The organism is Phocaeicola sp. (assembly GCF_048170425.1).
Classification (GTDB): Bacteria; Bacteroidota; Bacteroidia; order Bacteroidales; family Bacteroidaceae; genus Phocaeicola.
Genome location: NZ_DBEXBB010000011.1, coordinates 1 through 15323 on the forward strand (window position 1 = coordinate 1; position 15323 = coordinate 15323).

Below are 15323 nucleotides of genomic sequence, written 5' to 3' on the forward strand. Positions count from 1 at the left end.
TAAAATCTATTGAACCATGACATTACACCAGATGGAATATATCGGGGCACTGGACAAGTACCGCCACTTTGTGCTTGCAGCCGAAGCGTGCGGCGTGACACAGCCTACCCTCAGTGCGATGATTCAAAAGCTGGAAGAAGAACTGGATGTCAAGATTTTCAACCGCGACCGGAAGAATATCACCCCTACCCGCATCGGCGAAAAAATCATCCGTCAGGCACAGATTGTGCTGAATGAAACCCAGTGCATAAAGGAAGTGGTAGCCGACGAAACGGACAGCATGAACGGTAACCTGCGTATCGGTATTCTGCCCACCATTGCTCCCTACCTCGTGCCCGACTTTATCCATCATTTCCGGAAAACCTACCCGCACGTAAGCCTGTTCATTGATGAGAAAGAAAACAAGTCATTGCTCCAGGAGCTGCACTATGGCAACCTGGACATTATCCTGACCACCCCGCCGGAGGACTTGAACGGCCTGTTAGAGATTCCGGTCTATACCGAGAAGTTCGTGGCCTACTTTTCTGAAGCATGCGACCAAGCCAAAAGCTGCATCGCCAACGGCACCCTCCCTCCCGAACAAATGTGGATACTGAAAGAAGGTCATTGTGTGCCCAACGGCGGAATGAATTTCTGCAAAAACAAGGACATCGGCAATCACATCTACGAGGCCGGAAGCATCGAGACCCTCATAAAAATTGTGGACCGGAACGGTGGATATACCATCATCCCCGAGCTTCATATTGCGTCGCTAACCGAGAAACAGAAAGCCCATGTCCTGCCTCTTCAGGCAAACCCTCCGGCACAGCGCCATGTATCCATTCTTATCAAAGAAGACTTTATCCGCGAAAGAATGGTCAATGCGGTCATAGATACTCTTAAATCCATCATTCCCGCACCGATGCTGGAAAAGCGTTTGTCTTCACATTCCATCAGATTACGGCACTCAAAGAGTGAATAAATGACAATATGTCACAGAATAGGACTTTTTGTCTTTACAATTCAAACTTAAAGTGACAATTTGTTACAGCCCATTCCATCAGACAGCTAATATAGTTTGCAAAGGTTTAAAAATCGGCATAGAAGGTTTAAAATAAAGGTGTTACATTAAAAATGGAAGTTACAACAACCTCCATTCAAGATTTGTGGTACACTGTTTGCAAAAGAGTAAATGAACTTGAATTTCAAAAGGGTTCGGGTTCAGAAACAAAATTGATTAACAACTAAAAATAGGAGATTACAACTATGATGCCGACTAGAAAATATTACAATCAGAACTGGTTACCAAGTATCTTTAATGACTTCTTCGATAACAACTGGATGGAAAAAGCAAACGCTACCGCACCTGCAATCAATGTGGTGGAAAGCGACAAGGATTACAAAGTAGAAGTAGCCGTTCCGGGAATGACTAAAGAGGATTTCAATATCCACTTGGGTGATGAAAACGAACTGGTCATCTCCATGGAAAAGAAAGTTGAAAACGAAGACAAGGAAAACAAAAAATACTTACGACGTGAGTTCTCTTACACCAAGTTCCAGCAGTCACTTTACTTGCCCGACAATGTCGATAAGGAAAAGATTACTGCCAATGTAGCAAATGGTGTATTGACTATTGAGCTGCCAAAGTATTCTCAGGAAGAAAAAGCAAAAATTAATCGTGTGATTGAAATACATTAATCATCACAAATAACGGAAAACTCTCGTCTGCATCCATTGTGGGCGAGAGTTTTTATTTTGGAACTAACTTAAAACGATTGATATATGGCATTTATTGATTACTATAAGATTTTGGGAGTAGACCGTAATGCCACTCAGGATGAAATCAAGCAGGCATACCGGAAGCTGGCCAAGAAATATCATCCTGACCTGAACAAAGATGACCCGTCGGCAGAAGGAAAGTTCCAGCAAGTGAATGAAGCCAACGAAGTATTGAGCGATCCGGAAAAGCGTAAGAAATACGACGAATATGGCGAACACTGGAAACATGCCGATGAGTTTAAACAGGAACGTGAGGCATACAGCAGGGCACAGCAACAGCACGGTGGCTCCGGCTACTGGTACTCCATGAACGACGGTGAATTTACAGAAGGATTTGGAGGAACAGGGGCAAGCGGCTTCTCCGACTTCTTCGAACAGCTTTTCGGCCACGGAAGAGGTGGACGAGGAGGATACCACACCATGTCGAGGGGACAGGATATAGAAGCACAGATGCACTTGTCGCTCAATGAAGCCTACGTCACCCACAAACAGACTTTCAGCATCAACGGTGAAAATATCCGTATTACTGTGCCGGCAGGAGTGGCCGACGGACAGACCATCCGTCTGAAAGGCTACGGCCAGAAAGCCATGAACGGAGGAGAAAACGGAGACTTGTACATCACCTTTGTCATCGATAAGGATGATACCTTCGAACGGAAGGGAGATGACCTCTACACCCACGTCAATATCGACTTGTACACTGCCGTACTGGGTGGAGAAGTACAGGTGAAAACCATGGACGGAATGGTCAAACTGAAAGTAAAACCGGGTACACAGAACGACACGAAGGTCCGTTTGAGAGGAAAAGGATTCCCGGTATACAAACAGACCGGCCGGTTCGGCGATATGATTGTATCATACCACATCAATATCCCGACCTCCCTGACCGAAAAACAGAAGGACTTGTTCAACCAGCTGCGTGCTGCCAGCTGATAAAGCAGCAATTTCATAATAACTTCATTTATATCAGCTTCATAATTTCCAGTACTTCCGTGGAAGTACTGCAGTACTGTCAAGGAAGTACTGTAGTACTTTCAGGGGAGTACTGTTGTACTGCCTAAGGAGTACTGAGCATGGTGACTTTTCCTGATATAACTAGACGTTTTTTTCTTTTTATAAACTGGAACAGTAGACACTTTGCATACTCACTTTAACTGCAGCATTCATACAGCATTCGGATTTAACTCATGGTTTAACTTTCAGTTTAACTGTGAGCCCCGGAAACGCATAAACTGAATGTAATAAGGATAAGTCCAATCCAACGTATAAAAAGGGGAAAGCTCCGTAAATCATTGATTTACAGAGCTTTTTTCCTGTACTCGAAGCGGGACTTGAACCCGCACAGCCGCAATGGCCAAGGGATTTTAAGTCCCTCGTGTCTACCGATTCCACCATTCGAGCATCCTTTCAAAGAAAGAGCGGAAAACGAGACTCGAACTCGCGACCCTAACCTTGGCAAGGTTATGCTCTACCAACTGAGCTATTTCCGCGTTTACGGGTGCAAATGTAGGGAGTTTTGCGATATACTCCAAACTTTTCACCCGTTTTCTTTTTAATTTTATGCAATTATCTTCCTAAAAGTGAGTTTTCAGCTTGAACCACTTTCTCGAAGTTGAAGCCACTCACCACTTGCTGCATCAGTTCTTCAATCTTGTCATTGCACAAGTTACCGATACTTCCGGCATGCGTGTGATGTACGGTCTTATCGTGTGAGAAGTTGCCAGCCTCAATGTCCAGCCCTACTTTCTTATATGCATCACGGAACGGCATTCCTTCTGAAGCCAGACGGTTCACCTCTTCCACACTGAACATATACAGGTATTTGTCATCATCCAGAATATGTTCGTTGATTTTGATTTTCTCCATGATGTAAGTAGCCATCTGCAAGCAGTCTTCCAGTTCCTCAAAAGCAGGAAGGAACACTTCCTTGATAATCTGAAGGTCACGGAAATAACCGGAAGGAAGGTTGTTCATAATCATCATAATCTGCTGCGGAAGAGCCTGAATCTTGTTGCATTTGGCACGGGTCAGCTCAAATACGTCAGGATTCTTCTTGTGCGGCATGATGCTGGAACCAGTGGTACATTCATCGGGCAACTTCACGAAGCCGAAGTTCTGACAACTGAACATGCAGGCATCGAACGCCATCTTCGACAGTGTTCCGGCAATGGAAGCCAGCGCAAACGATACGTTGCGTTCCACCTTGCCACGGCCCATCTGGGCATACACCACATTGTAATTCATTGAATCGAACCCCAACAGACGAGTGGTCATCTCACGGTCCAACGGGAAAGAAGAGCCATAACCTGCAGCAGAACCCAATGGGTTACGGTTACAAGTCTTATAAGCAGCCTGAAGGAACATCATATCGTCCACCAAGCTTTCTGCATAAGCTCCAAACCACAGACCGAAAGAAGAAGGCATGGCGATCTGCAGGTGGGTATATCCCGGCATAAGCACATCCTTGTAACGGTTGCTCTGAGAAATAAGTACATGGAACAAACGTTCTACAGCTTCTGCCACCGATTTCAACTGAGCACGGATAAACAGCTTCAAGTCGACCAGCACCTGGTCATTGCGCGAACGTCCACTGTGGATTTTCTTTCCCACATCCCCCAGGCGGCGTGTCAGCATCAGTTCCACCTGTGAATGTACATCCTCTATTCCGTCTTCAATCACAAACTCCCCGCGTTCTACGGAAGCGTATATATTTTTCAGTTCTTCCAGCAAAATCTTCAGTTCGTCCGAGGTCAGCAGGCCAATACTTTCCAGCATGGTGATATGCGCCATCGAACCCAACACGTCGTACTTTGCCAGATACATGTCCATTTCGCGGTCACGTCCCACGGTAAAGCGGTCAATTTCCGCATTTACCTGTACATTTTTTTCCCAAAGTTTTTGAGCCATAATTTCAGTTTTTATCTCCGACATCTGCCGGTCATTTCAATTAATAAGGAAGCATGGCCAGCATGTCAGCCAGTTTCTCCACTCCCTCCTGCAGGGGTTTTGACACCATGGCTTTCATGAACATGTTCACTTCCGCACGGATAGTCACTTTCATTTTAGCCTCTTCCTGTGTTACAGGCAGAATCTGAATCCACAGATTCAAAGGTATGGGCGATTTGTCACCTTCAAACTTGATGCACTTCAAAGGTTCACGCTCAATGATGCGCAATGTAAGACTGATGCCCTGTACTTTCAAGGTAATGGAATCACGGTCGAACGACATATCTTTCAGTTTCCCGTCCAGCTTGTCCTTCACCATGTCCAGGCGTTCCCGAACTCCTTCCAGGTTATTCAGGTCGGACAGTTTGTTATATACTCGTTCCTGACTATAAGGAACATGCTTCACATTGCTTTCAAATTGTACAGCCATATTTTTTCAATCTTCAGGAAAATTCTCCCGTCATCGCATAAAAAATGCCATCTTGAGCAGAGTGGACTCGCTCAGGATGACATCTCCTATTTACAATCCGAGACTGCTTTCCCAGTTACAGAATCTATTATTTTCCAGTCCAGTGAGAAGGATCTTGTCTCCATGCCTGCAGCACAGGGATATCCTCTTCATTGATATAATCGGTCTTCAAAGCTGCTTCCAGCACCGCATTGTAGTTGGTCAGTGTAACCAGTTCTACTTTTGCTTTCTTGAAGGCTTCTACTGATACATCGAAACCGTAAGTGAAAGAAGCAATCATTCCAATTACTTCACAACCGTCGCGACGGATAGCTTCTACCGCTTTCAAACTGCTTCCACCAGTTGAAATCAGGTCTTCTACAACAACCACTTTCATACCCGGACGCAATTCACCTTCAATCAAATTTTCCAAGCCATGGTCTTTCGGGCTTGAACGAACATATACGAACGGCAAGTTCAACTCTTCTGCCACCAGCGCACCCTGTGCAATCGCACCTGTAGCTACACCTGCGATGGCGTCTACTTCACCGAATTTTTCAAGAATAACACGACAAATTTCTAACTTTACGAAGTTACGAAGTGCAGGATATGACAACGTCTTACGATTGTCACAATAAATCGGCGATTTCCAACCTGATGCCCAAGTAAACGGGTTAGCCGGCTGAATCTTCACAGCCTTCACCTTCAGCAACTTTTCTGCAAATAATCTTTCCAAAGCTTTCATAACTTTTTAATTCTCTGATAAATGTTTTTGCAAAATTATAGAAATACATCGGGAATAGAAAATTTAAGAGCATTAATTTTACTAAAACCCGTCAGATTGTTTTATTTCGTCCACGCCAGCGTAACAATGCTGATGCTTATTCCCTCAATATCAGCCAATACATCTGCACAGGCACCTAACGTGGCTCCTGTGGTCAGCACATCATCCACCAGCATCACATGTTTGCCTTGCAGCATACGGGTATCGCCAGCCAGATGAAAAAGATGAACCGTGTTTTCCTGCCGTTCCAGCACGGATTTATGGGTCTGGGTCTGATTGTTTCGCACCCGACAGAGCAACCCGTCGCACACCGGAATGCCCGTCTGCTCAGAAATGCCCTCTGCCAGCAGACGACTCTGGTTATATCCCCTGGTACGCAGACGGCCGGGATGCAAGGGAACCGGCAACAAATAATCTACTCCCTCAAAGAAACCCGTCGGGAGCAGTTCATGCGCCAGCATCTCTCCCATCTGCCGGCAGACTTTCTGACGGCCATAGTATTTCATACCGGCCAATATATGGGCAACTTTCCCTCCACGGGCATAATAAAACAAAGCCGACGCCCGCTGTATCAGGAAACGGCCCCAGAAAATCTTTTCCATTTCATTGCCCGGTGTATTTCCTAAGTGTGTATGAGGAAGCTGTGACAAACAATCACAACAAAGAGCCTGTTCGGAGACCTGCAACTTCCGTCCGCAAGCCATGCAGAGACGGGGAAACAGAAAATCCCGGATGTCAGTCAAAATATTCATCCGGTTCTACCTGATTGACAAAACGACGTACTTCTTCCAACGTAAAGCCCCGACCTACGGCAAAACGAATCAGCTTCATGCTCCGTTCATAGTCATTGGCAGCTTTTATTCCTTTCATTTTCTGCTTCAGCATCTTCTTTAGGATTCCGTCGTATTCTTCGGTATCAATTTCCTCCAGTCCGGCACGGATGTCTTCGTCCGACAGGCGTTTCATACGGAGCATCTGTGCAATCTTCATCCGCCCCCACTGATTGAAACGGTACTTGTCGCGCACATAAAACCGGCAGAAACGAGCCGCATCCAAATAGCGTTCTTTCTGCAAATGGGCCATAATCCGTTCTGTCACTTCTTCCGAAGCCCCCCACTTGCGAATTTTCTCCTCCACGTCCGATGGGCAACGCTCCACCGACGAACAATACACTTCGGCTTTACTCTTTATCTCTGCTTCACTATATTCTTTCATGGTCTGATTGCTTTTATCATCCGGTCGTTTCCCGACAAATCTTTCCGTAATTCAATCTGACGGTATCCAAGTTCCTCCAGCATCCGCACAGTCTCAGCCCCGTAAGCACGGTTGATTTCAAAATACAATGCTCCTCCTTCCGAAAGCCAGTCAAGCCCTTTCCGGGCTATCCTACGGTAGAACCGCAACGGGTCCGAATCGGGCACAAACAAAGCCAGTTCAGGTTCCCAGTCGAGTACATTCGCCTCCATATCCGTCCGCTCGCTTTCCGTAATGTAAGGAGGGTTACTCACCAGCACGTCTACCTGACATTCAGGAAGTTCCTCTTTCAGAATATCAGCACTGAACAGAGTCACCTTGTCTCCATAACGCTTTACATTCATAGCCGCAATGCGCAAAGCCTCAGCCGACACATCACACGAAGAAACCTGCGCTTCCGGCAACAGCTGCGCCAGTGATACGGGAATGCAGCCGCTTCCGGTGCCAATATCCAGAATACGCACCTGCCCTGCCTCCCGATAATCGGAGACAATCCATTCCACCAGCTCTTCCGTTTCCGGACGAGGAATCAGTACCCCTTGTTCCACATGAAAAGACATTCCACAAAAAGAGGCTTCCTGCAAAATATACTGAAGGGGTTCCCGCTGCTTCAAGCGCCGAAGAATATCCTCCAGTTCCGCCCACTCTTTCGTGGAAAAATTCATATCTTTGCCTGTATAAAGTTCAAGAGTAGAGAGATGCAGAATATCCGAAGATATCCACTTTGCCATGGCTGAAGCCTCTTCTTCTGTATAAAAAGGACTCAGCTCTTTTTTGATATGTACATAAACCGGATGCATAGTTGCAAAAGTAACGATAAAAAACGAAGAATATGACGATAGACGAAAAATATATGCGGCGCTGCATACAACTGGCCAGAAACGGTATCTGCCATGCAGCTCCCAACCCCATGGTGGGGGCCGTCATTGTACGCGACGGAAAAATCATCGGTGAAGGTTATCACGTGCGCTGCGGGGAAGGCCATGCCGAAGTGAATGCCATCGCCTCGGTCAAAGATGAAAGTCTGCTGAAGGATGCCACCATTTATGTGAGCTTAGAACCCTGTTCTCATTACGGGAAAACCCCTCCCTGTGCTGACTTAATCATACGGAAAGGGATTCCGAGAGTCGTAGTAGGCTGTGTGGACCCATTTTCTTTGGTAGCCGGAAGAGGAATCCAGAAGTTGCGGGATGCCGGCATTGAAGTGACGGTCGGTGTACTGGAAAAAGAATGCCGGAAACTGATTCGTGCTTTCGTGACATTCAACCTGAAAAAGCGTCCTTACATCACCTTGAAATGGGCACAGTCAGCCGACGATTTTCTAGACATCCGACGTGAAGACGGAAACGCGGTACGCCTTTCCACTCCTCTCTCCACCTTGGCGGTTCACAAGATGCGAGCCGAACAGAAAGCCATTCTCGTAGGACGACGCACAGCCCTGCTCGACAACCCTTCGCTCACGGTACGCGAATGGTACGGACAGAACCCGCTCCGGCTGGTCATCGACCGGCAGCTGACTTTGCCGCCTCATCTGCACCTGTTCGACGGCAGCACTCCTACCCTCGTCTTTACGGAAAAAGAAAAGGCCGCTACCCAGAACCTCACTTACGTGACACTGGATTTCGGCCAGAATATTCTCCCGCAAATCATGCAGGTGCTTTATGAGCAAAAAATACAAACATTACTGGTAGAAGGCGGAAGCCAGACGCTCCAGGCTTTTCTGGAACAAGGGCTATGGGACGAAGCATTCATAGAACATGCCCGCGTGACCTTGCACGACGGCATCCCTGCTCCCCTCCTTCTGCACGGACAAGAAAGCCGTTTCTTTTTCCGTGACGGCGCACTGATCCAGCACTGCCGCCACGCAGAACAAATTTAGAAACGGCAGCTGATGCCTGCCATGAAATGCAAACCTTCCACCGGATAACCTGCTTCAGTAGCGTATACCTTATTGAGCAGGTTATTCAGGCGGCCAAACACGTTGATGCGGTTCAGCAACTCATACTCTGCTCCTACAGACAGGTTATTGATGGCATCCGCACGCCCAAAATCACCCATCTTCTGACGACGTTCGTAGTTGTAGTTCAAAAGGGCATGACAATTCTTGATCACCTTGGCACGCACACTGAAATCGGCCTTCAATTCGGGCTTCAACTGTAACAAGCCTTCGTTTCCTTCCGTCACGTTCCAGCTATAATACGTACCGTTCACAGAAAAGTCTACCCAGTCACGGTAGGCATAGCTCACAGAAACACCTCCATAACCGACTTTTCCCTTATCCTGCAGGATACCTGTATAGAACACATTCTGCTCATCCGTATAGAATCCTCCCGGTACAGCAAACAGTTCATTCTTGGTAATACGGTAACCTCCGTAGACTTCAAAACCTAATCCGATAACCGGAGAAGCCTTCAAACCGATTTTCGCATCCAGCGGTGTATAGGAAGTACGCATCTGCTGTGCAATCGTCCAGTAAGGTGAGAAATCATTCAACCGGCGGAAGTCATTCAAACGTGTCCCGCCCAGCACATTGAGGTAAGCCACATACGTATCGGCAAACATATATTCCAGTTTGACATCCGGTGCCACCTTCAGTCCGCTGCCATAAGCCGTCTGCAAATCCACATGGGCACCCACCCGCAACTTCACGGATTCACCCTGATAGGTGTAATATGGATTCAGCTGCAACAGCGTATAGTCCTGCTGCGACACATCGTGAATCAGGTTGTCCATCTCCAGACCAACGCCCACCTGCTGTTCCTCATTGATGTTTCCAGCCATGAAGCCCTGAGTATGGAAAATATTTTCAGAACCATACTCCATATAATAATTATCATAGCGCAAGCTGAAGCTACGCAAGCCAGTCTGGAAAGCAAACTGTATAGGCAAGTCCTTGTCGCGGGACATCACTCCTACATATCCTTCACCCAACGTATAACGCTGTGTGGTAGGCCAGTTCTCCACCCCTTCATTCATGGACGGCATATAATTAAATACCTGCGAAGCAAAGGCACCTCCTAATTTCAACGCTACCTTCCGGAAATCATGCCGGTAATCCAGCGACACATCCGTACGGTAAAAACGAGACTTCCACTCCTCTCCTTCCATGAAATGCGGAATATCCCCGTTCAGCCCGTACAAGGAAGCCATGATTCCCAGACGGTCTTTCGAAGAAATATCCCACAAATAGCTTCCTTTCAGGTCCACATTGTTCAGCGTACCGTAAGCCGCACGGACATAGCCCCTGTCGGCTCCCTTTTGAGCCAGTTCTCTGGACATCGCCTCCATAGGAGTGGTTTTCCAGGCTCCCAACGGACGCAAATCCGTCGCATAATTAATGGCCTGCTTCGGAGCTGCCGGCTCCTCCACCTCGGGCATGACATTCACCTTAAAGGCATCCATCACCTCGGGGTTGTACTGATTTTCCACTACCACCGTCCGGTTCAGTGTAGAATCTTTCTCCCCTCCATTCTGCGCACATACCGTAGCTGCGGGCCACAGACCGGCGCAAACCAATATCGTACTTATGTATTTCATCTTACTTTACACTTTTAAGTTTTTCCAGGCGACTTTCAATCATTCCGGCGATGTCATCATCGGCCTGATAATTCTGCTGCAAAGACAACAAATACTGTTTAGCCTCCATCTTGCGGTCCAACTTCACGTACACATCCGACAACAGGACGAAGCTTCTTGCCAGCCAGTATGCATGCGGTGTGCTGACTTCGATGTATTCCAGCACTTCCTTCTCCGCCTTGGCAGTTTCTCCTTCATCGAAGTAAGTCTGTGCCACCAGGTATTTGGCTTCTGCCCCGTACACATTACGCGTATCCTTGGCCAGTTCGGTCAAATCGGCCAGTGCAGCCTTCTTCTGCCCTTCTGCCAACAACGCCTTGGCACGGAAATACAACGCCTCGCTACGTACCTCCGGAGTCAGCTTGCTCTGCTTGAGCAGTGCTGAAGCAGTCGTCACGGTTTCAGCCCGGTCGCCCAACGCACAAGCGCTTCGCAGAGCACCCACTTCAGCCTGCAGACGTTCTTCCTGCACAGCCGAGCGGTCGGCCAAACGCTTGTAGAGGTTCAATGCCTTGGCATATTCCTTCTGGTTGTAAGCCATATCGGCACAAAGTGCCAAAGCCTTTCCTTCATACTTGCTTCCGGAAAAGCGCAACACTTCTTCCAGACGGGCTGACGCTGCCGCATAATCCTTCTGGTTATAATCAATCAAACCTAAATAATAAGACGCATCCACACTGAAAGCTCCCTGCGGGAACGACTGAAGATAGCGGGTCAGACTGGTCTTCGCTCCGGCAATATCCCCACGCATGTAAGCACGTTCGGCCGCCGTATACGTCAAAGAGTCACGCTCGCTCACGTTGAAGGTCGCACCACCAGGCACCGTAGAAGCAAACGCCATATAGTCATCCACCTTATTCAAATCCACATAAATGGACTTCAAGTCACGCTGTGCCAGGCGCGCCTCCGCACTACCCGGATACTTCGTAATGACCTGCTTGTAAGCTGCAATGGCTTGCTCGTAGCGGTCATTCTGATAATAAAGCAGACCTATTTCATTGGCCGCCTTACGTGAAAGTTCGCTTTCCGGATAACGCTGCACCAGCAATGAGTAACGCTTGATTGCATTCTCACTATCCTCCATCTGCACAAAGGCACGTCCCTGTTCATACAGGGCATCGTCCAGATAAGCCGACGACGGATAATCTGTAATCAATTTGTTAAGTACTTGAATCTTTCCGGCATAATCACGCTGCAGTCCTTTCACAATACCCTCCTGGAACAACGAATAATCTCCCAGCGAAGGAGAAGTGACGACAGCCTGCGCATATTGCTGGCGGGCTTCTTCAAAACGGCGCTCATAAAAATAGCAGTCACCGATACGGTTGTACGCGTCGCCTGCTACAGAAGCCTCCTGCGTCCGTCCGTTCTGCACACAGCGAACAAACCAGTCGCGTGCGGAATTATATTGTTTCTGCTTGAACAGACTGTATCCCAAACAGTAAAGAGCCAGTCCGTACTCCTGTGAATTCTTGTCGGCAGCAAACTCCAGATACAGCCGCATGTCATTGGCAGCCTCCGGATAACGCTCCAGACGGTATTTCGATTCTCCACGCCAATAATAGGCATCGGCCTTGGTCTTCTGATTATACTGGCCCAACTGCAAAGAACGGGTAAAATAATCAATGGCATTCCGATAGTCAGCCTGCGCAAACAGCTGTGTTCCCATACGGAAAAGCAGTTTCTGTTTCGCTTCCAGAATACGTGCACTCGGATGCGTGATTTTTTCGATAGAACGCAACGCCACTTCATAGCTGCGGGTGTTCATATACACCTCTACCAGGTAATCGTTCACCTTTTCAGCATATACCGACGAGGGATATTCGTTCAGGAAGCGTTCGAATACCGTTACCGACTCGGCAAAAGGAGAATAAGACGTTTCATGAATGCAGAGTGCATAATTGAACAAAGCCTGTTCCTGGATGCTACGGTCGAAATCCATACGCGAAGCCTGCTCAAACGCCATACGCGCCTGATTGCGTTCCTTCAGTTGCAGCCCGGCCAATCCCATGTGCAGGTAAGCATTCTGAGCCAGCGCATCCTGCGCACCGGTTGCCTCACCCAAACGCGCCAACGCCTTGGAATAGACTCCCGTATTAAAATAACTCATACCCAACTTGTACATAGCCAGACGGGCAGGCACCTCCTCCGCTTCGTGGCAGCGTTCCAGCGACTGGATGGCAGCCGCATAGTCTTTCTGTCCGTAAGCCGCCTCACCGGAGATACGGTTCATCTGAGCGGCATGCATCTCTTCCGGATACAAAGCCAGATAAGCATCTGCCACCTTTCGGGCCTGTGCATAATTTCCCTGAATCAGGTAAATGTCGGCAATATAATAAGGTGCCAGTTTCTGGAACTTCCGGTCATCCTGCACCTCACGGAATCCCTGCAAGGCGGTATCATATTTCTGCTGTACGTAATCAATATAAGCCAGGTTGTACACCGCATCGTTATGGAAGTCCTTACTCGTCTCTTTCAACACAGCGAACCAGAAAGCCGCATCCTGCAATTTACCGACTTTCAGGTACGACGTACCCATGCGCAAGGCACTGGCATCACGTTCTTCATCGGACAAAAGAGAAATGTCACAGCCCTTCAGCGTAGCAATGGTTTCCATGTATTTCTCTTCCGAAAAATAGCTGGCCCCTATCAGTGCCTGCACCCGATTGCGATAACGCGACTCCTGATGTGCTTCCAGATAATCCGACAGCACTTCCCGGCAATCCGGCATTTTCAATTCATAGGCCGTGCAAGCCAGCATATAGTCCACTTCATCGGCCCAGGCCTTTTCCCCCGCCTGACGGGTATAGCGCACCAAGGTCTGTCGGGCTGCCGCATAATCCTGACGCAAGAACAGCTCCCGTCCCTCGTTGAACAAACGGTCTGCCCCGGTCAGCGGCTCCACCTGCTGCCCGGAAACCGTCAACGGCAAGGCACAACACAGCCCTGCCATCCATATATATTTCTTATATTTACCCATAATCCCTTTTATTTTTTGTTCCGACAGGTTTCCAAAAAGCGTGCGACTCCCTTACGTACAGAGTCCAGCCCGAAATCATCCGGATTCACTTTGTCCAGCGGCATCCACCATGCATCGGCCACATCGTCCATGGCTTTTATCAGATGGTCATCTTCCACCTGACACAAGAAGAACTGGTCGAGTGTATGTACCAGGAAACCGGAGTACAAATACGTGTTGGGCAAGGAAAACAGATATTTCGCTTCCGTCACTACCAGCCCCGTTTCCTCTTTAACCTCGCGTGCCACTCCTTCTTCGCCAGTCTCGAACATATCGATAAATCCACCCGACAAATCCAGCGTGCCCTTGGCAGGTTCCTTTCCCCGCCGACAAACCAGCAATTCTCCTTTTGCGTTCAGGATAAAAGCCACCGTAGCCGCGCTTGAATTAAAATAATACACAAACCCGCAGTCCGCACATTTCTTGGACTTCTCATTATGTATTTCGAAATGAGAAGAACCACATACCGGACAAAACTTAAACAATTCCAATGGATGCATAGTTCTTGAGTTTAATAAATAATAAGCCTTACAAAGATAAAAAAAGGTGAGAGAAGTACGAACGAAAAACATGTTTTTCGGCTCCACCTCCCAACCGCATCCTATCTTCAAGGAATCAAAGATAGTCAAATAGGCCGAACGACTTACACAAATCACCCACAATTTGTTCTTTCACCAAAAATAATCACGTTTTTTTCGGCAAAATAGCATATAGATAAAAAAGTTTTTCTACATTTGCTTACAATATGATAAAAACAAGAACCATTTAGTAGTATGGAGAAAATTGATAAACTTGACAAACAGATTCTGGAAATCATTTCACAGAATGCCAGAATCCCGTTCAAAGATGTAGCAGCAGAATGTGGCGTATCACGTGCTGCCATTCATCAACGCGTTCAACGCCTGATAGACCTTGGCGTAATTATCGGTTCAGGCTACCATGTAAATCCCAAGAGCCTAGGATATAGCACCTGTACATATGTAGGAATCAAACTGGAAAAAGGTTCTATGTATAAAAGCGTAGTGGCAGAACTGAAAAAGATTCCGGAAATCGTGGAATGTCATTTTACCACAGGGCCTTACACCATGCTGACCAAACTGTATTCTACAGACAATGAACATCTGATGGATTTGTTGAACTCCAAGATTCAGGAAATTCCAGGAGTAACCGCCACGGAAACCTTGATTTCACTGGAACAGAGCATCAAGAAAGAAATTCCCATCCGTAAAGACGCCGGTGAGTGATGGAGTGGATTGACAGCCTTCACTGGGAAGGAATCCTCATTGGCATCTGCACATTCCTGATTATCGGTCTGTTTCATCCGGTAGTAGTCAAAGCGGAATATTATTGGGGAACGCGCTGCTGGTGGATTTTTCTGCTATTGGGCATCGCCGGCCTCATCGGTTCCGTGCTGGTAAGTCAGATTCTGCTGTCGACCCTGCTGGGAGTTTTCTCATTCTCTTCTTTCTGGACCATCAAGGAGGTCTTCGAACAGCGCGAACGCGTGCTGAAAGGCTGGTTCCCGATGAATCCGAAGC

Annotated in this window: 15 protein-coding genes and 2 tRNA genes; 6 read left to right on the top strand and 11 right to left on the bottom strand. The window is 47.6% G+C overall.

Features of this window, described 5'->3' with window-relative positions; genetic code table 11:
• Positions 1 to 16: 16 nt before the first annotated feature.
• From ACMJ0U_RS00315 to ACMJ0U_RS00325, 3 genes are all read left to right on the top strand, one after another.
• Positions 17 to 961, top strand: a complete 945-nt coding sequence (locus tag ACMJ0U_RS00315) for a LysR substrate-binding domain-containing protein (RefSeq protein ID WP_417127406.1) — start codon at positions 17 to 19, stop codon at positions 959 to 961.
• Positions 962 to 1245: 284 nt separating this feature from the next.
• Positions 1246 to 1677, top strand: coding sequence for an Hsp20/alpha crystallin family protein (locus ACMJ0U_RS00320; RefSeq protein ID WP_022052577.1), 432 nt, complete (start codon positions 1246 to 1248; stop codon positions 1675 to 1677).
• Between the two features lie 84 nt (positions 1678 to 1761).
• Positions 1762 to 2691: a DnaJ C-terminal domain-containing protein gene (locus ACMJ0U_RS00325; protein WP_417127408.1), complete on the top strand. Its 930-nt coding sequence runs from the start codon at positions 1762 to 1764 to the stop codon at positions 2689 to 2691.
• A 383-nt stretch (positions 2692 to 3074) separates the two neighbouring features.
• On the opposite strand, the gene ACMJ0U_RS00330 is transcribed toward ACMJ0U_RS00325, so the two are convergent.
• The 8 genes from ACMJ0U_RS00330 to prmC all read right to left on the bottom strand — a co-directional run bounded on the left by ACMJ0U_RS00330 (position 3075) and on the right by prmC (position 7990).
• Positions 3075 to 3159 (bottom strand) — tRNA-Leu (locus ACMJ0U_RS00330).
• A gap of 16 nt (positions 3160 to 3175) precedes the next feature.
• Positions 3176 to 3248 (bottom strand) — tRNA-Gly (locus tag ACMJ0U_RS00335).
• A 76-nt stretch (positions 3249 to 3324) separates the two neighbouring features.
• Positions 3325 to 4665: an argininosuccinate lyase gene (argH, locus tag ACMJ0U_RS00340; RefSeq protein WP_040312446.1), complete on the bottom strand. Its 1341-nt coding sequence runs from the start codon at positions 4663 to 4665 to the stop codon at positions 3325 to 3327.
• 40 nt (positions 4666 to 4705) lie between these two features.
• Positions 4706 to 5134: an SRPBCC family protein gene (locus ACMJ0U_RS00345; protein ID WP_417127410.1), complete on the bottom strand. Its 429-nt coding sequence runs from the start codon at positions 5132 to 5134 to the stop codon at positions 4706 to 4708.
• A 127-nt stretch (positions 5135 to 5261) separates the two neighbouring features.
• Positions 5262 to 5897, bottom strand: coding sequence for an orotate phosphoribosyltransferase (gene pyrE / locus ACMJ0U_RS00350; RefSeq protein WP_022053263.1), 636 nt, complete (start codon positions 5895 to 5897; stop codon positions 5262 to 5264).
• Positions 5898 to 5998: 101 nt separating this feature from the next.
• Positions 5999 to 6688 (bottom strand): ComF family protein, encoded by a 690-nt coding sequence (locus tag ACMJ0U_RS00355; protein ID WP_417127411.1) that lies wholly within the window; start codon positions 6686 to 6688, stop codon positions 5999 to 6001.
• Complete coding sequence (locus ACMJ0U_RS00360) at positions 6672 to 7151, bottom strand: regulatory protein RecX (RefSeq protein ID WP_007559323.1); 480 nt, start codon at positions 7149 to 7151, stop codon at positions 6672 to 6674. The genes ACMJ0U_RS00355 and ACMJ0U_RS00360 overlap by 17 nt, the downstream gene beginning before the upstream one ends.
• A complete protein-coding gene (gene prmC, locus ACMJ0U_RS00365; RefSeq protein WP_417127413.1) occupies positions 7148 to 7990 on the bottom strand; it encodes a peptide chain release factor N(5)-glutamine methyltransferase in 843 nt (280 codons plus the stop codon). Before prmC ends, ACMJ0U_RS00360 begins: the two co-directional genes overlap by 4 nt.
• A gap of 32 nt (positions 7991 to 8022) precedes the next feature.
• Here prmC and ribD point away from each other — a divergent pair, with 32 nt between their 5' ends.
• Positions 8023 to 9069 (top strand): bifunctional diaminohydroxyphosphoribosylaminopyrimidine deaminase/5-amino-6-(5-phosphoribosylamino)uracil reductase RibD, encoded by a 1047-nt coding sequence (ribD, locus tag ACMJ0U_RS00370; protein WP_417127415.1) that lies wholly within the window; start codon positions 8023 to 8025, stop codon positions 9067 to 9069.
• On the opposite strand, the gene ACMJ0U_RS00375 is transcribed toward ribD, so the two are convergent.
• Genes ACMJ0U_RS00375 through ACMJ0U_RS00385 form a run of 3 tightly spaced genes read right to left on the bottom strand, consistent with a single transcriptional unit; the run spans position 9066 to position 14285 of the window.
• Entirely contained in the window at positions 9066 to 10727 is a 1662-nt protein-coding gene (locus ACMJ0U_RS00375) for a TonB-dependent receptor (RefSeq protein WP_417127416.1), read from the bottom strand. The genes ribD and ACMJ0U_RS00375 overlap by 4 nt on opposite strands.
• A 1-nt stretch (position 10728) precedes the next feature.
• On the bottom strand, positions 10729 to 13746 hold the full coding sequence (locus ACMJ0U_RS00380) for a tetratricopeptide repeat protein (protein WP_417127418.1): 3018 nt from the start codon (positions 13744 to 13746) through the stop codon (positions 10729 to 10731).
• A gap of 8 nt (positions 13747 to 13754) precedes the next feature.
• Positions 13755 to 14285, bottom strand: a complete 531-nt coding sequence (locus ACMJ0U_RS00385) for an NUDIX domain-containing protein (RefSeq protein WP_417127420.1) — start codon at positions 14283 to 14285, stop codon at positions 13755 to 13757.
• A gap of 273 nt (positions 14286 to 14558) precedes the next feature.
• Between ACMJ0U_RS00385 and ACMJ0U_RS00390 the strand changes: the two genes are divergently transcribed.
• Both ACMJ0U_RS00390 and ACMJ0U_RS00395 read left to right on the top strand, forming a co-directional pair.
• Positions 14559 to 15029: an Lrp/AsnC family transcriptional regulator gene (locus ACMJ0U_RS00390; protein ID WP_417127422.1), complete on the top strand. Its 471-nt coding sequence runs from the start codon at positions 14559 to 14561 to the stop codon at positions 15027 to 15029.
• On the top strand, positions 15029 to 15323 hold a 295-nt coding region (locus ACMJ0U_RS00395; protein WP_417127423.1), incomplete at its 3' end, for a DUF4491 family protein. The genes ACMJ0U_RS00390 and ACMJ0U_RS00395, both read left to right, overlap by 1 nt.